This is a genomic window from Aestuariibaculum marinum (assembly GCF_014596975.1).
Lineage (GTDB): Bacteria > Bacteroidota > Bacteroidia > Flavobacteriales > Flavobacteriaceae > Aestuariibaculum > Aestuariibaculum marinum.
In genome coordinates this window covers 417,803-438,216 of record NZ_JACVXD010000001.1, presented here as the reverse complement: position 1 = coordinate 438,216, position 20,414 = coordinate 417,803, and the positions used below count along the sequence as shown (strand labels likewise).

The window sequence follows — 20,414 nt, the reverse complement described above, 5'->3', positions numbered from 1 at the left end:
AGGTTATTTTCTATTGTGGAGTAAAGATATTAAATAAGTAAGTGAAACAAAAAAACATTCTTATTTTTGTGATAAACTTAAGACTATTTTGAAAGTAACTTTCCTCGGTACAGGCACATCACAAGGGGTTCCTATTATAGGGAGCGACCACCCGGTTTGTTTAAGTAAAGACCCAAAAGACAAAAGATTACGAGTTTCTGTTTTGGTAGAATGGGATGATTATACCTATGTAATAGATTGTGGTCCTGATTTCAGATATCAAATGTTACGTGCTGAATGCAAAAGAATAGATGGTGTTATTTTTACTCACGAACACGCCGACCATGTTGCTGGTCTGGATGATATTCGTCCTTTTTATTTTAGGCAAGGCGATATTCCTATTTATGCTCACAAGCGCGTATTAAAGTCTTTAATCAAGAAATATGATTATATTTTTGCTACAAAAAACAAATATCCGGGAGCTCCAACAGTTATTACGAATCGCGTTAAAAACAAACCGTTTCAGTTAAAAGAATTAGAAGTTATTCCGGTAAACGGAAAACATGGGGATTTGCAGGTATTTGGGTATAGGTTCGGTGATTTCGCCTATTTAACAGATATGAAAACTGTTAAGGATAAAGAAATTGAAAAAATTAAAAATGTAAAAGTATTAGTTGTTAATGCGTTACGATACGAACCACATTATTCGCATTTTAATTTAGATGAAGCTCTGGAGTTTATAAAAAAGGTAAATCCGGGAAAAGCATATTTAACTCATATTAGTCATTTGTTAGGTTTTCACGAAGAAGTAGAGAAAACTTTGCCAGAAAATGTATTTTTGGCCCATGATGAATTACAAATAACCATTTAAAAAAAATAAAGAATGAAGCAAAGAATTTTCATGTACTTGTTCGTGTTTGCTATGCTATTGGTATTGTTTCAGTTTGTGAACTCGAAGCGTGTGTTTGAAGACATGAATCAAAATATTGGCGATTACAAAGAGCAACTGCAGCAGTATAAAGATTCGTTAGTGAGTATGCAGCATGACATTACAGACTTATCACATTTTAATTTCAATAGAAATGAAGATGCGATTAGTTATTTTGAAAATCAAGGCTATAATGTAAGTGAACTGGTTCCCGTTATTAAAGACGAACTTTATAAATTAAATGAAGTAAAAGGTGAACACCCTATTGTACCATATGCTGCGAGCGAAGGCAAGCGCATGATGATTAATACCATTAAGTTATTAAACCATAAATGGATTATTGCCGATTTTACAGATGGTAAGTATTGGGGAGAAATGTTTTTAACGTATTACATTAACGAAAATCAACAAATTGAATTTAATGTAGTGGAGTCGTTTTTGTATCCGTTCGATTAAATCCTATAATTTATTTAACTCGATAGGCGATTCCTTTTTGTTTTTGGGTTTCGCCAACATACGAGTATTCGTAAGTGTACGAACTATCAGTAGTTGTTAAGATTTTTAAATGAATATCTTTTCGCTCGGCCATGTTTTTCGGATTAATGGTTTTAAATACAACTTCACAATCATTAATCCATCGCAGTGACGAAGAATCTATTTTATTATTATAGGTTTCCACCTGAAGATCATCAGTACGTTTAAACTTTGATTTAAATAATTCGCCATTAATAGTCACTTCACTATAATATTCTCCGGTTTTATAATCGCTACAATTACGAGTTGTTTCAAAACAGCTAAACAGGCTTAAAAATATTAGAGCATAAAAAAATTTCATCTGAACGATTTATAAGGTTTTAAAATTTCAAGCAAAGGTACTAAACAATCTTAATTTTAATTGTGATAGTTCTTAAAAGTACCATCTGAATAAAAAACCACAATACGCTCTATAGTTTTTCCATTTGCATTTTCAGAAAATATTTTTTCTTCTGGACGATTTACGGCTGCTCTGGAAATTGGAGCCGGATCTTCAACTTGTTTGATTTTTGTTGGAGCCTCAACCGGAGGTGAAGGTGTAGTTTCTTTTTTCGCAGGAAAACTTCCTTTGCCATTTAACAACCAATACAATTCTACCTCAGGATAGGCTGAAAGTATTTTTAACACAAATTCTAAACTAGGCTTATTTCTTCCAGATAAAATGTGGGATATGCTAGAGCGTTGAACACCGATTTTTTCAGCAAAGGAAGAGGCTGATTCTCCATAAAAATTGATGACTTTCTCTAGACGTATTGTAAATTCTTCTGTGTTTATCATTGTAACTGTTCACAAATGTTTACTGTGTTACAAATGTAATAAAAATATGTTTATAGTATACAAATGTATACAAAAAACACGTAAAAAATGTCAAAGTATTAAAAGTAAAACTTCAGTTAAACACCATTAAACAACTGAAATAAAATAGTTTATGTTTGATTTAATGTTTTTAGCCAAATAACGAATCAGTTAAGATACAATCGATGTGATTGACGAAAATACTTCTGTTTACAAATGTATACATCTAAACATAAAACCTTGTTTACATTTGTAAAAAGTGAGTTGTTGACAATTGTAACTTTTTAAATTCTTACATTTGTCAACAAATTAAGATCATGCAATTAGAGACCATAAAATCACTTTACTTAAATCACAAAGAGTCACGTTTAAGTCATCGATATATTACCAATAATCACATAAAACCTATTTTAGATTCATTAAGTAGTCAATTGAAATTTGAAAGTATCGGGAAATCTGTCTTAAACGATGATATTTACGCGTTTAAAATAGGATTTGGAGATAAGCGAATTTTAATGTGGTCGCAAATGCATGGTAATGAATCGACAACCACTAAGGCAATTTTTGATCTTACCAATACATTATTAAGCAACGATTCGTCAATACAGCACATTTTAAATGGGTGCACCTTATACATTATACCTATTTTAAATCCAGATGGCGCTAAGGCTTATACTCGAATAAATGCTAATGAGGTGGATTTGAATAGAGATGCTCAAAATTTAACACAGCCTGAAAGTTTAGTTTTAAAAGCAGCATTCGAAGCTTTTAAACCACACTATTGTTATAATCTTCATGGTCAACGAACAATTTTTAGTGCTGGGAATACCAATAAATCTGCAACGGTATCCTTTTTATCACCGGCACAAGATCAGGAATGTACTATTTCGTCAAATAGAAAGATTGCTATGGAGATTATCAGCGTAATGAATGATGCCTTGCAAAAGGAAATTCCAGGACAAGTAGGAGTGTATGATGATGCGTTTAACTTAAATTGTGTAGGAGATACATTTCAAAGTAAAAATATTCCAACTATTCTATTTGAGGCAGGGCATTTTCATGAGGATTACGGAAGAGAAAAAACAAGGGAATTAATATATATGTCTTATTTAACATCCTTTGATTATATTGTTAATAATAATGTTTTAGGAGATAATTACGAGGCGTATTTGGATATACCAGAAAATGAAAAGCTGTTTTTAGATGTAATTATACGAGATGCTTCAGCAGGAGATATTGGTATTATGTTTCAGGAGCGCTTGGTTAATAATGAAGTTGTTTTCGTTCCTAAAGTCGATAAAATTGAAGATTTGAAGGGGTTTTATGCACATAAAACCATTCAAGCCAATGGTTTAGAAGTACTTAATGAGCAGGGGAATGCTATTAATTTAGGCGACGAAAACGTTTTCGTAATTATAAATAATGAAAAAATCTCATTATTTTCGAAATAAAGCCTATTAATTATGTATTATTTTTAAAGAAAATGTATTATTTTTGCTTTATACTTAAGAATAATTAATTATGGGGAAAATTAAATTAGACGAGATTGATCACCAAATCCTTGATATGTTAATCGATAACACTAGGATTCCGTTTACAGACATTGCAAAAAAATTATTAATATCTGCAGGTACGGTACACGTAAGAGTGAAGAAAATGGAAGAACATGGAATCATCAAAGGTTCTTCTTTAATGTTAGATTATAAAAAATTAGGATATTCGTTTATTGCATACGTGGGTGTATTTTTAAATAAAACCTCTGAAACTAAATTTGTGTTAGAGAGAATTAACGAGATACCTTATGTTACTGTAGCGCATATCACCACAGGGAAGTTTAATGTGTTTTGTAAAATTCGTGCGAGAAGTACTGAACATGCAAAAGAAGTTATCTTTTTATTAGATGATATTGAAGGTGTTTACAGAACGGAAACCATGATATCGCTAGAGGAAAGTATCAACGATAAAAAACGATTAATGCATACTATTTTTAACGAAATGTAAGCTTTATTAATTAGGTATAAAAAAGGCGCTAATTTATGATTGGCGCCTTTTTTCTTTTATAACCTGCCGTTTACAGGTTCTTTTAAAAAGCTCTTTACATCGTATAATATACTATTGTCTTCTAATAAGTTTTTGATGTTTATACCAAGGAATTCTGAGTGAGAAACAGCTAATACTACTGCGTTGAATTTTTCATTTGGTAATTCTGTTACGGTATTAAGGTTGTGTTCCTGTAATACTTCTTCGGGTTTTGCCCAAGGGTCGTAAATAGTAACTTCGGTACCGTAGCTTTGTAATTGAGTAACTACATCAACAACTTTAGTGTTACGAACATCAGGGCAATTTTCCTTAAAGGTGATTCCTAAAATTAGAATTTTCGCATTTTTTATTCTGATGTCTTTCTGAGCCATGAGTTTTATGACTTCCGAAGCCACATAATGTCCCATGCTGTCATTTACACGTCGACCAGCCAGAATAATTTCAGGATGATACCCGATTTCTATTGCTTTTTGTGCTAAGTAGTAGGGGTCTACACCTATGCAATGTCCGCCAACAAGTCCTGGTTTAAACGGAAGAAAATTCCATTTGGTTCCTGCAGCTTCTAAAACAGCTTGCGTGTCGATATTCATTAAATTGAAAATTTTAGCCAACTCATTTACGAAAGCAATATTGATGTCGCGTTGTGAGTTTTCAATAACTTTCGCGGCTTCCGCTACTTTTATAGATGGAGCTAAATGGGTTCCGGCAGTGATGACACTGGCGTATAAGTTGTTTACCTTTTTTCCTATCTCAAGGGTAGAGCCGGAGGTAACTTTAAGGATTTTATCAACGGTATGGAGTTTGTCACCTGGGTTTATACGTTCGGGGGAATAGCCGGCAAAAAAGTCTTCATTAAATTTTAAACCGCTTATAGTTTCTAAAATTGGAATACATTCATCTTCAGTAACTCCGGGGTATACGGTTGATTCGTAGATCACGATATCTCCTTTTTTTAATACTTTTGCGATAGACTCAGTAGAGCGGTAAAGCGGCGTTAAGTCTGGTTTGTTGTTTTTGTCGATAGGCGTTGGAACCGTAACAATGTAATGGTTGCAGCTTTTTATATCCTCTAAGTTAGATGAGTTGAATAGTCCATTTGAGTTGTCCTCGTTTGAAGTCTTCAAGACAGCTTGTAATTCATCTTTACCAACCTCTAATGTTATATCATTGCCTTGATTTAATTCTTTGATTCGTTTTTGATTAATATCAAAACCAATAACAGGGTATTTGGTGGCGAATAATCTCGCAAGCGGTAATCCTACATACCCTAGACCTATAACGGCAATTTTTATATCCTTCATTTTTTGGAAAGTTCTTTATCTTAAATGATTCCAATACCACTTAACAGCTTCTTTTAGGCCAGTTTTTATGTCGTATTGGGGATTGTAATTTAGTAATTGTTTAGCTTTTTCTATTGAAGCTAAAGAGTGAGGGATGTCCCCAATTCTATTTTCTTTAAATTTAATTTCAATGTGTTCAATATTCTTATCATAATCGGATAAATATTCTTTTAGCAGAGAGGTGAGCTGTAAAAGAGTGGTTTGCTCTCCATAGGCTACATTGTAAACGTTGTTTAATGCATCTGGATTTTGGGTTGTTAATGCATTAATGTTCATTTGAATAACATTATCAATATAAGTAAAGTCTCTGGAATAGCTTCCGTCGCCATTTATCACAGGAGACTCGTGTTTTAAAAGTTGCTGAACAAACTTAGGTATTACAGCAGCGTAAGCTCCGTTTGGGTCCTGTCGTTTTCCAAATACATTGAAATACCGTAATCCTATTGTGTCTAGCCCATATGTGGTGTGAAATATATCGGCATATAATTCATTAACATATTTAGTAATAGCATAGGGAGAAAGTGGTTTCCCTATTTTATCTTCTACTTTAGGTAGTGGTTTGCTATCTCCATAAGTAGAAGAGCTTGCGGCGTAAATAAATCGTTTAACATTTGCTTCTTTAGCTGCAACCGACATATTTAAAAAACCGGAAATATTAACGTCGTTTGTGGTGATTGGGTCACTTATGGATCGTGGTACAGAACCAAGTGCAGCCTCATGTAAAATATAATCAATTTTAGAGCAAGCAACTCTACAATCTTCTAGATTTCTAATATCGCCTTCTATGAGTTTGAAATTCGAGTTGTTTTTAAAACCTTCTAAATTCTCTTGTTTTCCAGTTGAAAAATTATCCAGGCAAGTTACCTTTATGTTGTGTGATAAAAGGTGTTCGCATAAGTTAGAACCGATAAAACCAGCACCACCCGTTACCAAGACGTGTTTGTTTTTTAGTATGTTTAATTGTTCGGGTGTCATTTTGTGATGCTTTTATAAATCGGATTAAAAATATAAATGTAATTTTAATTGCTAAACAAATTCAGGTATTGTTTTCTTTTTTTTATTCAATTTTGAATGATTTAATTTAGTTTTTCATGAATAGTAAAATAGCCGATAGAGATTAATGAGTAGTAAAAGAATGTACATATCATCACCTCATATGAGTGGGTTGGAGCAAGAATATGTAAATCACGCTTTTGAAACAAATTGGATTGCGCCAATGGGCGATAATATTGAAGGATTTGAATCTGATTTGGAAAATTTTCTTGGGAATGATTCTAAAGTAGTCGCTTTAAATTCAGGTACATCGGCTATTCATTTGGCTTTGCAGCTACTGGGGGTTTCAAAAGGCGATGAAGTGTTATGTCAGAATTTTACGTTTATAGCTTCTGTAAATCCGGTTCTTTATCAGGGTGCAACACCAGTGTTTGTGGATAGTGAATCCGAAACTTGGAATATGTCACCTGAACTTTTAGAGCAGGCTATCTTAAACCGGATTGAGAATTTTAAAAAACCAAAAGCCATTATTGCTGTGCATCTTTATGGCTCACCGTACAAAGTTGATGAAATAAATGCTATTGGGAGGAAATACAATATACCTGTTGTGGAAGATGCGGCAGAGGCTTTAGGGAGTTGTTATAAAAACAAACCTTGTGGTAATTTATCGGATATAGGTGTGTTTTCTTTTAACGGAAATAAAATAGTAACAACTTCAGCTGGAGGAGCTTTGGTTGTGAAAAATGAAAAGTTAAAAGAGCAGGCTGTTCATTTGGCGAATCAATCAAAAGATTTAGCTGAGCATTATGAGCATTCTAAAATAGGTTACAACTATAAAATGAGTAATGTTTTAGCGGGTATTGGTCGCGGACAAATGAAGGTTCTTGAAAATCGGGTGGAAGCCAGAAGGGGTAATTACAGTTTTTATAAATCTGAATTATCTGAATTAATAGGAATTACATTTTTAGATGAGGATTATGATAGTAACTCTAATAGGTGGCTGACCTGTATTTTGACTGAATCTTTTGAAATGCGCGAACGGATCAGGTTAAATTTAGAAAAGGAAAATATAGAATCTCGACCATTTTGGAAGCCGATGCACTTACAGCCTGTTTTTAAGGGTTGTTTAAGTTTTGTTAATGGTGTTTCTGAGAACCTTTTCAATAAAGGATTGTGTCTCCCTAGTGGGTCTAATTTAAGTAAGGAAGATTTAAAAAAGGTAGTCAACGTAATTAAAAAAGCCTGTAAGTAAATTACAGGCTTCAAATTGTTTTATGATGCGTAAAATTTAAAAGCATCAATTATAATATCATCATCGACTAAGCAATCTATTTTAGGTTTGCCAATATCTTCTAAAAGCACGAAGTTAATGTTGCCGTGATTATTCTTTTTGTCGTATTTCATCAATTCCATAATTGGTTTGCGTTCGTCTTCTGTAATCTCTACTTTTCCATAGTATTCCGTAAAGAATTCTTTAATTTTTAAAGTGGTTTCTTTTGAGAATCCAGTTAATTCAGTTGAAATATAAGAAGCTAAAATCATACCTATAATAATGGCTTCACCGTGTAAAAGCGTTGTTTTGTTAGGGTTGCTTAAAAAATAAGTCTCAATAGCGTGTCCTAAAGTGTGTCCGAAGTTTAATGTTTTTCTTAAGCCGTTTTCATAAGGGTCGACTTCAACAACATTCTTTTTAATTAAAACCGATTCATGAATTAGTTGGTCTAAATCGTCAGCGTTTAATTTTGAAAGGTCTTGAAATTTATTCCAGTAGTTAATATCGCTAATAAGACCATGTTTTAGCATTTCTGCTAAACCGGAACGCATTTGGTTTTGTGGGAGTGTAGCTAAGTATTGTGTATCAATTAAAACTAAATCAGGATTACTTATTACCCCTATTTGATTTTTTAAATGCCCTAAATCCACACCTGTTTTGCCACCAACAGATGCATCAACCATCGATAACAGTGTTGTTGGTACATTAACATAAGCTATGCTTCGTTTGAAAGTACAAGCTACAAAGCCACCTAAATCGGTTATAACACCACCGCCAATATTGATTAATAAACTTTTTCTATCGGCATCTAATTCAGATAGTGTATTCCAGACCCCAACACAGGTATCAATTGTTTTGTTTATTTCACCGGATTCGATCTCAATTATCTCGATAGTTATTTCTGTTTCTACTTGTTTTAAGAAATATGGTAAACAAAATTCATGAGTATTTTCGTCTACAAGTATAAAGATTTTAGAGAAATTATTTTCTTTAATATGCTTATTTAAAGATGGGTAGCATATGTTATTGAAATGAATAGTACAGTTGTTTGTGCTGATGGAATCCATGCTAAATATTTAACTTTTTTTTAAGGATGTGAAATTAAGGAGATTTATTCATAAAATGATAACTTCGTCGGCATTACTTTTATATAATTTTTTTGATTCTTTATGAGTGTAGAACGCATATTCGATAATACGGAAGTGGCCTTTGCGCTTAAGAGTGACTCTGAGTTAGAGCGCGCTTATTTTTTATTCAAAATGATTTCTATCGAGCCTTTGGTGCGTATAGGTACTGCTGCAACGAATTTTGCGATTAAAGCACATTTACCTGTAGAAGGACTAATTCGCGCTACCGTTTTCGATCATTTTTGTGGAGGAGTTAGTGAAAATGACTGTCTGCCGGTTATTAATAAAATGTATGAGAAGGGCGTGAGTTCTGTGCTTGACTTTTCTGTAGAAGGGAAAGAAAGCGAAAAAGAGTTCGATAACGCCCGTGATGTTGTTTTAAAAATCATGGAGTTTTCCAAGGAATTAAAGGCGATTCCTATTGCAGTGTTTAAGCCAACCGGGTTTGGACGTTTTTATTTATATGAAAAAATAGGCAAGGGCGAGACTCTTACTTCTGCGGAACAGGAGGAATGGAATAAGGTTATAGGTAGGTATGATGCTGTCTGTAAAAAAGCAAAAGACTACAACATAGCTGTTTTAATTGATGCTGAAGAAAGTTGGATGCAGGATGCTGCCGATGCTTTAGTAACCGATATGATGAAAAAGTATAACACCGAAAAGCCAGTGGTGTACAATACGCTTCAAATGTATCGTCATGATAGAATGGATTTCCTGCGTAAAGAGCATGATAAAGCTAAAAAGGAAGGTTATAAGCTTGGATATAAGATTGTTCGTGGCGCATATATGGAGAAAGAAAATGAGCGTGCTGAAGAAAAAGGATATCCAACACCTATTTGTGCAAGTAAATTAGCTACAGATGAAAACTTTAATGATTGTTTAAATTACATTTTAGAACATCTTGAAGATATCTCGCTGTTTGCAGGAACACATAACGAAGAAAGTTCATATATATTAATGGACTTGATGAAGCAAAAAGGGTTAAAGCACAACGATTCTCGTGTTTGGTTTGGTCAGTTGTACGGTATGAGCGATCATATTAGTTTTAACTTGTCAAACTTAGGTTATAATGTAGCGAAATATATTCCTTTTGGGCCAGTAAAAGATGTGATGCCATATTTAATTCGTCGTGCTGAGGAGAATACTTCTGTTGCAGGACAAACAGGTCGAGAGCTTAATTTGCTGTCAAAAGAAAAGAAACGTAGAAAAACGTTATAAGTATTTTCTCAGAATAATTTCAGCGTCTAGTGTTGAAGTGTTTGGGGTAATATTTTTTAAATATTTAAAGTCTGCTATTTGTTTGGCAGGCTTTTTTTTGTTTTTAATTTGAAAGATGTCTGGATGCGATATGGGTTCTGTTGATTCATTGCTGTCAACCATTATTTCATGTAATTTTTCACCAGACCGAACACCGGTTATTTTTATTATTATATCATCTTTTTTTGATATTGATATTACGGATTTAGCTAATTTATAAATGCTAATAGGACTGTTATTTCTAAATGATAAAGTTTTGTTTTTTAAATTATTAAAACCTGTAGATTCAAGTATAAGTTGACATGCTTTTTGTCGACCTATAAAGTAGCGCGTCATATCTTTATCTGTAATAGTTAACGGTAAATTAAGTTCAATCTGTTTTAAAAATACCGGTAATACGGAACCGTTAGATCCTAATATGTTTCCGAATCGGGTAATGATAAATTCGGTATTTGACTCCAAAGAATCTAAATATTGTTCAGCGATATGTTTTGTCATTCCCATGATGCTTTTAGGAACAACAGCTTTATCGGAGGAAACAAAAACAAATTTTTTCACATTGCTCTCAGCAGAGAGATCTGCAAGTAGTTTTGTAGCTATGATATTTGTTTTTACAGCTTCATATGGATTAATTTCCATTAATGGTACATGTTTGTATGCTGCACAATGAAAAACCATAGTAGGGCTGTAGGTAGAGAATATATGTTTGGTTGAAGCTTTGTCATTAATATTGCAAACTCTTAATTCTATTTTGTGATTTATGTGTTCAGTAAACTCAATAGAAAGGTTGTAAAGGGCAGATTCTGCAATGTCTATTAGAATGACTTTTTTAAAGGTGCAAGGAATGAGTTGTTTGAATAATTCTTTACCTATCGTACCAGCGGCCCCAGTTATTAGGATAGTTTCTTCAGAGAAATCGAATACTTTATTTGCTTCGAAATCATTTATATTAGTATCAAATAAATCAGTGTGATTTATAAGTTGATCTATGTAAAAGTCAATCGAGTTGTTCATTCAGGTTTAATTTAAGCTACTGCAAAGTAGAAATAATATAGATTTGCTGCAATAGGAACAAGTTCTTATTGGAAGATAACTCTGAAAACTGTTTGTGACAGAATTTTAAAATCTAGCCATAAACTCCTGTTTTCTATATATTCTTTATTGATTTTTAATTTATCAGGCAAAATAGAATTGATATAAAATTCCTGAGGGTTATTAGCTGATTTTAATAGTTCTGCTTCGTGTCTGTATTTTAAAGAAGCTAATCCGGTAATGCCTGGTTTTACTTTTAGTACAACCAAATCATTATTTGAGTAAAAATTAACAAAATAACGTAGTTCTGGCCGTGGACCAACAAAACTCATGTCTCCAATAAAAACATTAAATAACTGTGGTAATTCGTCTAATTTATATTTACGAAGATAATAACCTGCTTTTGTAATACGCCTATCGTTATCACCTAAGGTTAGTAAATTCTGCTCCTTCGAATCTGACACCATAGAACGAAACTTGAAAATAGTAAAATCTCTATTGTTTTTTCCTACCCTTAATTGTTTAAATAGGATAGAGCCTTTGGAATCAATTTTTATAAGAATTCCGATTAGTATCAGTACAGGGGTTAATAAAACAAGTAGAATGAAAGCGAAAACTATGTCAAACCCTCGTTTTATGTACATCTCTAATTTATTTTTTATAGTTCACAGCCTTTATAGTGGCAATGCTATCGCAGTTTTCAATAGTTAGTTGAATGTCTTTATTTTCATATTCACCCTCAACAATGTAAACACCACATGGTTTTTGATGAACATCACTTTCGGAGAAATTAACATCACCTTTTTTCAGAATATAATTAACGAGTAAAGAGTCAGATAAATCAGAAGGGTAGATGAGTTGTTTTTGTCTGATGTTTTTCAATACCCTGGCATCAGGCCCATAACTACAAGATACTTTTTTACCGTTTAAAAAGAACGCTAAGATGATTAATCCGAATGAAAATCCGCCAAGGTAGTATCCAGTACGTTGAATTAATTTCATGTATAAAATTTAAAATTGGCCGAAATGGTAATTGAAAACAATAATTAAAAAATAATCAAATTAATATCGCTGTAATTTAAATTAAACCACTCGCCAACCGATTTGTTTGTTAAAATTCCGTGGTAAAAGTACAACCCATTTTTTAAACCTTTATCAAATCTTATTGAATTTTCTACACCGCCATCTTCAGCTATCTTTAGAAGATAAGGCGTAAAAATATTACTTATTGATAATGAGGATGTTCTGGAGTATCTAGCCGGAATGTTAGGTACACAATAATGAACTACATTATGTTTCACGAATGTAGGTTGCTTGTGCGAGGTAACTTCGCTGGTTTCAAAACAGCCACCCATATCGATACTAACATCTATGATAACAGAACCTTTTTTCATATCCTGTACCATATTTTCTGTAACAATAATAGGAGAACGATTATTCCCTCGAACTGCTCCAATCACGACATCACAACGCTTGAGAGCTTTGGTTAATATTTTAGGCTGAATAGTAGATGTATACAATGGGCGACCTAAATGGGTTTGAATTCGTCTGAGTTTAGTTATAGAATTATCGAATATTTTCACGCTGGCACCAAGCCCCAGAGAGCTTCTTGCTGCAAATTCACCTACAGTACCCGCGCCAAGAATAACAACTTCTAATGGGGGAACCCCACTAATGTTTCCAAACATACGACCATTCCCACTTTTAGCGTCGGTTAATAATTCAGAAGCTATTAAAACAGAGGCTGTTCCTGCAATCTCACTTTGCGATTTTACAGCAGGATAGTTTCCATCCGCATCTCTAATAAACTCAAAGGCTAGAGCCGTAATGCGCTTAGCCGCCATGGCTTCAAAGTATTTTTTTGATTGTGTTTTAAGTTGTAAAGCTGAAATTAGAATCGTTTGAGGATTCATCATTTTAATTTGCTCCAAACTAGGTGGTTCAACCTTTAGAATCATAGGGCATGCAAAAACTTTTGCAGTGTCTTTTGTTATTTCAGCGCCTGCCTCACTATAGTCCTTATCGCTAAAATTTGCGCCATCTCCGGCTCCCGATTCTAAAAGGACTCGATGTCCATTACTTACAATTGCAAAAACCGCGTCAGGTGTTAAACAAATACGATTTTCTTGGTAGGCTGTTTCTTTAGGGATTCCTATAAAAAGCTCACCTTTTCGTTTAAAAATTTCAAGAGTTTCTTCCTGTGGTAAAAGTTGTTGTTTTGTAAAAGGAGACAGTTGTTTAGACATGCTTTATACGTGGTTGATATCGAAAAGTTAAATTACAAATTATTTGGTTAGCACATTTAAGTAAATTAAAAATATTTCAAATTATAACCACATTGTGCTATTCATCTGATTTTTCAGAAATTAAATGATAAAGTTTGTGTTTTTATGGTTTTCCCTCAAAAAATTTTAAATAAATTATTTTATGTTTGTATGTAGAAAACTCTCTATGCTTAGAAAACTACTACTACATTTTTTATGTTATTTTCCATTGTTGGCTTTGGCGCAAAACTACACTATTTCTGGACATGTAGTTGATGAAAATAAAATAGAAGTAGCTTATTCCAACATTGTTTTAATAGATAGTGATAACGAGTATATAATAGGAACGACAACAGATGATTCCGGAAATTTCATTTTTGAAGATATTCATAAAGGAACCTATCAATTGAAAATTTCATATTTAGGTTTTGAACCTTACAATGTAACTTTTGAGTTGTATAAAAATATTGCATTTAACAACATTGTTTTAAATGAAAAAGCTGAGGCTTTAGATGGAGTAGTAGTCACCGCTAAACGCCCTACTGTAAAACGATTAATTGATCGTGTTGTTTTTAATGTTGAAAATTCCACACTATCAAACTATAATGTGCTAGATGTGCTGAAACATACTCCAGGCGTTATGGTTTCTGATAATAAAATTACAGTTAAAAATGGCGAACCTATTATCTATTTAAACGATAAACGAGTGTATTTATCTTCAAACGAAATTCAACAATTGTTAGAAGGAACGACAGCTCAGAATTTAAAATCAATTGAAGTAGTAACTAATCCTCCTGCTAAATATGAGGCTGAGGGGAATGCTGTGATAAATATTGTGACCAGTAAAAATATTACAGCAGGTTATAATGGAACAATATTTGGAAATTACAAGCAAGGTTATAAATACCCAAAATATGCTTTAGGGACTAGTCATTTTTTTAAAACGAATAAATTAGATGCCTATTTAAATTATAGTGGAAGTCCAAGAAAAGATTATAGACACAACGATGAAATTGTAAATTTTAAAGATGAATTAAATCAAACATCGTCTATTTGGGAAACGGATTTTAAAAGAACTAAAGAGTCGTTAAATCATAATATTAATGCAAATATCGATTATGAATTAAACGAAAATAACACTTTAAGTTTTTCTTCTAGCATTTTAATAGGTCCAGAGAAAAATACAAATACAGATGTAAATTCCACAACACAAATGTTTAGTGCCAATTATGTGTTAGATTCTCTGTTTAATACCACAAATAACGCAAACTTTAAAACCAATAATCTAGCGTTTAATCTTGATTTTGTTCATGATTTCAAAAGGGAAGGAGAGAAACTGTCTGTAAACCTGCATCATACAAATTATGATTTTGCAAGTTTGCAAAACGTTAACACCAATTATTATTTGACTAATGAAAATGTTCCGTTTAGAGAGAGTATATTTCAGACAAATAACAGTCAATCTACAAAACTATACACCGGCCAAGTTGATTATGAGTTACCTTTTGAGAACAATGGTCAATTTGAAACAGGTTTAAAAGTTTCAGATATAAATTCAGGAAGTTACATAAATCAGTTTATTGTAAATAATGGTCAACAATCAACAGATATAGATGAGCTTGATACATTTTTGTATGATGAAATGAATTACGCTGTATATGCTAGTTTTTCTAAAGACTGGGACAACTGGAGCTTTAAAACAGGACTTCGTTTGGAACATACAGATTTAACTGGAGAATCTGAAACAATCAGTAATTCCAACGAGTCAACATATACTAAATTATTTCCTTCGTTTTATTTGCTTGATAGGATCAATGATAATCATCAAATTTATTTTAGTTATAACAAACGCATATCAAGACCTAGATATAATGATTTAAACCCTTTCAAGTATTATTTAAATGATAATACTTACTTAGTAGGTAACCCAACGTTGAAACCTCAAATTGATGATGTTTTTACTTTAGGATACACTTTAAAAGACACATATACATTTGAGGTATATTATAGATATGAAGACAATCCTTCATTAGAATTATTTCAGCAGGATAATGTCAACAATAAAGTTAGATATATAAAAACCAATATTGACAGAAATATTTCTTACGGTTTAGATTTTATGACGTATACCAACATTGTTTCAAACTGGAATTTATATGTTTTATCTTCACTCTTTTATTACGAAGGAAAATATTATAATGATAGTTTGCTTATTACAAATGATAAGTGGTCTGTATATGCGCAGGTTGTGAATTACTTTACGCTTTTAAAGGATAAGAGTTTATCGATAGATGTGTCTTATAATTATATATCTCCAATGGTAGACGGTCCTTCTGTTTACAGTACGCGTCACGGACTGGATATAAGCGTTAGAAAATCGTTTTGGGATAATAGAGCATCATTAAGTGTAGGTGTTACAGATGTATTTAACACGCAAAACTTTGATTTGAGCAATAATTATGCAGATCAGGATTTATTTATGACATCAAGAATGGAAAACAGACTATTTACTTTAGGGTTTAATTACAAATTTGGAAATTATAAGTTATCTACAAATAAAAAAGAAATTAATTCTGAAGAGCGAAATAGATTAGAAAACAATAATAGCTCACATAATTAAAAGTAGTTTCTTAATCTATCCCAGAAATTTTTTGGCGTCATTTTAAACTCATCTTCCAATTCTTCCATTGTTTTATCTACTGTATTAATTTTATTAAAAATCTGTGCTCTTATTAGATAAATTGAAGGAATAATAATTGCCATGATAGGAATCATGTATATCAATTGGTTTGAATCTATGTTTTTTTGATCTTCATTAAAAATTGTGAATATTTGATAAACATACATAGATATTGGAACAAGTAGAACATGATACCACCAATGTCTGCACGTAAAAAACCAAATAAATAACAAAATTAAAGGGATTACTTTACCTGAAAGTGTCCAAGCTAAAACGAAGGCGCTTCCGTAATGTTTACTTTCATATGTAAATAAAAAAGTGTTCCAGATAGGAATATCAGGAACACTTTCGTATAAGTAAAAAAGATAGGGTGTTGTTGCGATAAAAGTAGCAATAACACTGCCTATTATCAAGCTCTTTTTATCCGTGTTTCGGAACGATGATTCTTGATTTTTCAATTTTTGCTGTTTGTTCTCCATCTTGGTTAACTGCGTTTGCTGCGTAAGCTGTGAACAACATTCCTCCGAAGATCGCTGCTGCGATTAAATACTTTTTAGTTTTCATTTTTTAAGGGATTTAATTAATTAATTACCCAAATGTAACTAAAGGCTAACTTGAAGTTTTTTCTTGAAATGTTAAAAAATTGTTAAAAACAGGGTTTTTCTATTTTTTTGCTACGGGTTTACCGTAAAACTTCAAATTTCAGAGTAAATGTGTTTCTATATCATGTAACTTAAACGTTATTTATTCTTACTTTAAAATTAATAATCTATTGTTGTCTTCTTTAATATCAATAGATAAGGTGTCAAATTCATTTGGTAATAAATCTTTTATGACGTCTGGCCATTCTATAAGATTCCAATATCCGGAATCTAAATAATCCTCTATTCCAAAATTATAAGCCTCTTCTGCTTCCTTTATACGGTATAAATCGAAATGATAAATTTTATCATCTTTCAATTCATATTCGTTTACAATCGAAAAGGTCGGGCTACTCACTTCGTCATGACTTCCTAAAGCTTTTATTAATGCTTTGATTAAAGTTGTTTTCCCTGCGCCCATATCGCCATGAAATAACAATGTTTTGGTTTTTAGGTTTTTGATGATCTGCTGCGCTACTTCATCAAGTTGCTCAAGATTATAATTTATTTCCAATCCAATCAAATTTAAAAACAATATTACAAATTATATACGAAAAACGCTAAAGATTTGTGCGTTTTATCGGTTTTTTTGGTATTATATAGATTATTTTGGCAGAAAAACGGAAAAAGGGATAATCATTTCTTCAAGCGAAACCCCACCATGTTGATAGGTATTTCTATAATAACTAACATAATGGTTGTAGTTATTAGGGTAAGCAAAGAATGAATCACTTTTCGCAAAAATATAGGAGCTACTCATATTTATTGAAGGTAAATGTACTTCCTTCGGATCTTTAAATACAAGAACTTCTTTTTCTTCATACGTTAAACTTCTACCAGTTTTATAGCGCAAATTTAAACTTGTATCTCTATCTCCAATAACTTTAGATGGATTTTTTACATTGATTGTGCCGTGATCTGTAGTTACAATTAATTTAAAACCTAATTGTTGTGCTTGCTGAATCATTTCGAATAAGGGCGAGTTCTTAAACCAGCTTAGAGTTAATGATCTGTAAGCCTTATCGTTTGAGGCTAATTCTTTTACAACTTCCATTTCGGTTTTTGCATGAGATAGCATGTCTACAAAATTGTAAACTACTACAGTGAGATCATTATCTTTTAGGGTTTTGAAATTATCAACCAGTTTTTTACCTGTTCTTAAGTTGGTTATTTTGTGAAACTCATAATTTAAATGATCTAGGTTTAGTCGCTTCATTTGGGCTTGAAGAAAATCTTCTTCATGTAAATTTTTTCCACCTTCATCTGTGTCATTTTTCCAAAATTGCGGATACAGTTTTTCCATATCGCTAGGCATTAAGCCTGAGAAAATGGCATTTCTCGCATATTGCGTAGCTGTAGGAAGTATGCTAAAGAAAGCTTCTTCGTGCTCTTTTTTGTAGTAATTATTTATTATGGGTTCGAAAACTTTCCACTGGTCGTAGCGTAGATTATCGACTACTACTAAAAGTGTTGGTTGCTCTTTACTAAGTTCTGGAACGATTTTTTCTTTAAATAGGGTATGAGACATCACAGGCGCTTCTGTGTTTGGGAGAAACCAGTCTGCATAATTCTTTTCTATAAATTTTCCGAACTGGGTGTTAGCTTCCGTTTTTTGAGATTCTAATATTTCAAACATACTTGGGTCTTCAATGTTTTCTAATTGAATTTCCCAATACAATAATTTTTGATACAGGTTTACCCATTCCTCATAAGAATTAACCATAGCTAAATCCATTGCTATTTTTCTAAATTCCTGCTGATAACTTGACGTTGTTTTTTCAGAAACTAATCTGGAATGGTCTAAATTCTTCTTTAAACTTAACAGGATTTGATTTGGGTTTACCGGCTTTATTAGGTAATCTGCTATTTTACTTCCAATAGCTTCTTCCATAATATATTCTTCCTCACTTTTAGTAATCATTACTACCGGAAGATTGTCTTGCTTGGCTTTTAGTTCATTTAACGTTTCAAGGCCGGTAAGACCTGGCATGTTTTCATCTAGAAAGACAATATCAAACTTTTCGGTTTCTAAAACATCAATAGCTTCACTACCACTTTTGCAGGTTGTAACATTGTAATTACGCTGCTCTAAAAATAAAATATGTGGCTTTAGTAAATCAATTTCATCATCTACCCAAAGTATTTGTATTGCACTCATTTAAATATGTTTAATAATTAATTTATTTCAATATGTTTGGTAATTGTCTTTTGTTCAGACAGTCTATAATATTTATATTTGTTTTATATAACCTTAATGATTAAAGTTTGAACAAACTTAAAATATTAAACGACCCAATTTACGGATTTATTACTATTCCGAATTCTCTAATATTCGATTTAATTCAGCATAAATATTTCCAACGTTTACGAAGAATTACCCAAATGGGGATGTCTTATACGGTTTATCCGGGAGCGCACCATACACGATTTCATCATGCTATTGGTTGCGTGCATTTAATGCAACAAGCTGTAAATGTACTTCGTTTTAAGGGAGTTGCGATTTCTGAAGACGAAGAAAATGGGCTTTATGTAGCTATCTTGTTACATGATATTGGTCATGGGCCGTTTTCTCATGCTATGGAGCACAGTATAGTAAATGGCGTATCTCATGAGCATCTTTCTTTACTTTTTATGGAGCGTTTGAATGAGGAATTTAACGGAAGTTTAACGTTAGCTATTGAAATTTTCAAAGGAGAATATCCACGTGCTTTTATGTGTCAGTTAATTTCGGGACAGTTTGATATTGATCGTGCTGATTATTTGAAACGAGATAGTTTTTATACAGGTGTTGCGGAAGGTAATGTGAATAGTGAACGGTTAATAACCATGTTAAATGTTGTAAATGATGAATTGGTCGTTGAAGAAAAAGGAGTGTATAGTGTTGAGAAATTTATTGTAGCCAGACGTTTAATGTATTGGCAGGTATACTTGCATAAAACAGCGTTAGTTGCCGAACAATTATTAATTCGTGTGTTAAAACGTGCGAAAGAATTGAATAGTGAAGGTTATAAATTAATAGCTAGTAAAGCATTAACTTACTTTCTTGAAAATAAAATTACACTGCAGGAATTTAGCGAAGGAACACTTGATGTTTTTGCTCAGTTAGATGATTATGATATTATTTCGGCCATGAAGGAGTGGCAATTTGAGAAAGATTTTGTTTTAAGTCATTTGTGTGAAATGATAATCAATAGAAACCTGTTAACCATCAAAGTTAAAAAGAAGCCAATAAAAGCAGAAAACCTGGAAAAATACCTTGAAGATTTAATTACTGACTATAATATTAGTAGGAAGGAAGCTTCCTATTTTGTTTTTACCGGAGATATTTCAAACCAAGCCTACCAGTTAAAGCACAAGAGTATAAATATTTTGCATAAATCAGGAAAAATTCAAGATATTGTAAAAGCTTCCGATCATTTAAATATAAAAGCATTATCTAAACCGGTAACAAAATATTATATATGTTACCCAAAACAAAGAACTTAGCGGGCATAGCCTAAGGTTTGGCTTGATGACTTTAAAACAATAAAG

At 32.4% G+C, this 20,414-nt stretch carries 21 protein-coding genes; 8 read left to right on the top strand and 13 right to left on the bottom strand.

Features of this window, described 5'->3' with window-relative positions; translation table 11 throughout:
* Positions 1-88: 88 nt before the first annotated feature.
* Complete coding sequence (locus ICJ85_RS02020) at positions 89-850, top strand: MBL fold metallo-hydrolase (protein ID WP_188222097.1); 762 nt, start codon at positions 89-91, stop codon at positions 848-850.
* Between the two features lie 12 nt (positions 851-862).
* Positions 863-1,363 carry a hydrolase gene (locus ICJ85_RS02015; protein ID WP_188222096.1) on the top strand — a complete coding sequence of 167 codons (501 nt, stop codon included), beginning with the start codon at positions 863-865 and terminating at the stop codon, positions 1,361-1,363.
* A gap of 10 nt (positions 1,364-1,373) precedes the next feature.
* Here ICJ85_RS02015 and ICJ85_RS02010 read toward each other — a convergent pair whose 3' ends face one another.
* Positions 1,374-1,742 (bottom strand): DNA topoisomerase IV, encoded by a 369-nt coding sequence (locus ICJ85_RS02010; protein ID WP_188222095.1) that lies wholly within the window; start codon positions 1,740-1,742, stop codon positions 1,374-1,376.
* 56 nt (positions 1,743-1,798) lie between these two features.
* Positions 1,799-2,218 (bottom strand): helix-turn-helix domain-containing protein, encoded by a 420-nt coding sequence (locus ICJ85_RS02005; protein WP_188222094.1) that lies wholly within the window; start codon positions 2,216-2,218, stop codon positions 1,799-1,801.
* Between the two features lie 335 nt (positions 2,219-2,553).
* On the opposite strand from ICJ85_RS02005, the gene ICJ85_RS02000 reads away from it, so the two are divergent.
* On the top strand, positions 2,554-3,687 hold the full coding sequence (locus ICJ85_RS02000) for a M14 family zinc carboxypeptidase (RefSeq protein ID WP_188222093.1): 1,134 nt from the start codon (positions 2,554-2,556) through the stop codon (positions 3,685-3,687).
* A 70-nt stretch (positions 3,688-3,757) separates the two neighbouring features.
* On the top strand, positions 3,758-4,237 hold the full coding sequence (locus tag ICJ85_RS01995; protein ID WP_188222092.1) for an Lrp/AsnC family transcriptional regulator: 480 nt from the start codon (positions 3,758-3,760) through the stop codon (positions 4,235-4,237).
* Between the two features lie 56 nt (positions 4,238-4,293).
* On the opposite strand, the gene ICJ85_RS01990 is transcribed toward ICJ85_RS01995, so the two are convergent.
* Positions 4,294-5,577 (bottom strand): nucleotide sugar dehydrogenase, encoded by a 1,284-nt coding sequence (locus ICJ85_RS01990; RefSeq protein WP_188222091.1) that lies wholly within the window; start codon positions 5,575-5,577, stop codon positions 4,294-4,296.
* Positions 5,578-5,592: 15 nt separating this feature from the next.
* The gene (locus tag ICJ85_RS01985; RefSeq protein WP_188222090.1) at positions 5,593-6,591 is read right to left on the bottom strand and encodes an SDR family oxidoreductase; all 999 of its coding nucleotides are present in this window, start codon (positions 6,589-6,591) and stop codon (positions 5,593-5,595) included.
* 145 nt (positions 6,592-6,736) lie between these two features.
* Here ICJ85_RS01985 and ICJ85_RS01980 point away from each other — a divergent pair, with 145 nt between their 5' ends.
* Positions 6,737-7,861 carry a DegT/DnrJ/EryC1/StrS family aminotransferase gene (locus ICJ85_RS01980; RefSeq protein WP_188222089.1) on the top strand — a complete coding sequence of 375 codons (1,125 nt, stop codon included), beginning with the start codon at positions 6,737-6,739 and terminating at the stop codon, positions 7,859-7,861.
* Between the two features lie 20 nt (positions 7,862-7,881).
* Here ICJ85_RS01980 and aroB read toward each other — a convergent pair whose 3' ends face one another.
* Positions 7,882-8,949, bottom strand: a complete 1,068-nt coding sequence (gene aroB, locus ICJ85_RS01975; protein ID WP_188222088.1) for a 3-dehydroquinate synthase — start codon at positions 8,947-8,949, stop codon at positions 7,882-7,884.
* 102 nt (positions 8,950-9,051) lie between these two features.
* Here aroB and ICJ85_RS01970 point away from each other — a divergent pair, with 102 nt between their 5' ends.
* Positions 9,052-10,227, top strand: a complete 1,176-nt coding sequence (locus ICJ85_RS01970) for a proline dehydrogenase family protein (protein ID WP_188222087.1) — start codon at positions 9,052-9,054, stop codon at positions 10,225-10,227.
* On the opposite strand, the gene ICJ85_RS01965 is transcribed toward ICJ85_RS01970, so the two are convergent.
* The 4 genes from ICJ85_RS01965 to ICJ85_RS01950 all read right to left on the bottom strand — a co-directional run bounded on the left by ICJ85_RS01965 (position 10,222) and on the right by ICJ85_RS01950 (position 13,544).
* Entirely contained in the window at positions 10,222-11,280 is a 1,059-nt protein-coding gene (locus tag ICJ85_RS01965) for a polysaccharide biosynthesis protein (RefSeq protein WP_188222086.1), read from the bottom strand. The two genes, ICJ85_RS01970 and ICJ85_RS01965, sit on opposite strands and share 6 nt — an antisense overlap.
* A gap of 65 nt (positions 11,281-11,345) precedes the next feature.
* Complete coding sequence (locus ICJ85_RS01960; protein WP_188222085.1) at positions 11,346-11,942, bottom strand: sugar transferase; 597 nt, start codon at positions 11,940-11,942, stop codon at positions 11,346-11,348.
* Between the two features lie 7 nt (positions 11,943-11,949).
* A complete protein-coding gene (locus ICJ85_RS01955; RefSeq protein WP_188222084.1) occupies positions 11,950-12,300 on the bottom strand; it encodes a hypothetical protein in 351 nt (116 codons plus the stop codon).
* Between the two features lie 44 nt (positions 12,301-12,344).
* Positions 12,345-13,544 carry an alanine dehydrogenase gene (locus ICJ85_RS01950; protein WP_188222083.1) on the bottom strand — a complete coding sequence of 400 codons (1,200 nt, stop codon included), beginning with the start codon at positions 13,542-13,544 and terminating at the stop codon, positions 12,345-12,347.
* A gap of 181 nt (positions 13,545-13,725) precedes the next feature.
* Between ICJ85_RS01950 and ICJ85_RS01945 the strand changes: the two genes are divergently transcribed.
* Positions 13,726-16,182, top strand: coding sequence for an outer membrane beta-barrel protein (locus tag ICJ85_RS01945; RefSeq protein WP_188222082.1), 2,457 nt, complete (start codon positions 13,726-13,728; stop codon positions 16,180-16,182).
* Here ICJ85_RS01945 and ICJ85_RS01940 read toward each other — a convergent pair.
* The 4 genes from ICJ85_RS01940 to porX form a co-directional block, all read right to left on the bottom strand.
* A complete protein-coding gene (locus ICJ85_RS01940) occupies positions 16,179-16,655 on the bottom strand; it encodes a hypothetical protein (RefSeq protein ID WP_241739471.1) in 477 nt (158 codons plus the stop codon). The genes ICJ85_RS01945 and ICJ85_RS01940 overlap by 4 nt on opposite strands.
* 7 nt (positions 16,656-16,662) lie before the next feature.
* Positions 16,663-16,806 (bottom strand): hypothetical protein, encoded by a 144-nt coding sequence (locus tag ICJ85_RS01935; protein WP_188222080.1) that lies wholly within the window; start codon positions 16,804-16,806, stop codon positions 16,663-16,665.
* Between the two features lie 186 nt (positions 16,807-16,992).
* Positions 16,993-17,397, bottom strand: a complete 405-nt coding sequence (gene tsaE / locus ICJ85_RS01930; protein ID WP_188222079.1) for a tRNA (adenosine(37)-N6)-threonylcarbamoyltransferase complex ATPase subunit type 1 TsaE — start codon at positions 17,395-17,397, stop codon at positions 16,993-16,995.
* Between the two features lie 90 nt (positions 17,398-17,487).
* Positions 17,488-19,041 carry a T9SS response regulator signal transducer PorX gene (porX, locus tag ICJ85_RS01925; protein ID WP_188222078.1) on the bottom strand — a complete coding sequence of 518 codons (1,554 nt, stop codon included), beginning with the start codon at positions 19,039-19,041 and terminating at the stop codon, positions 17,488-17,490.
* Positions 19,042-19,148: 107 nt separating this feature from the next.
* Between porX and ICJ85_RS01920 the strand changes: the two genes are divergently transcribed.
* On the top strand, positions 19,149-20,369 hold the full coding sequence (locus ICJ85_RS01920) for an HD domain-containing protein (protein WP_188222077.1): 1,221 nt from the start codon (positions 19,149-19,151) through the stop codon (positions 20,367-20,369).
* The last annotated feature ends 45 nt before the right edge of the window (positions 20,370-20,414 follow it).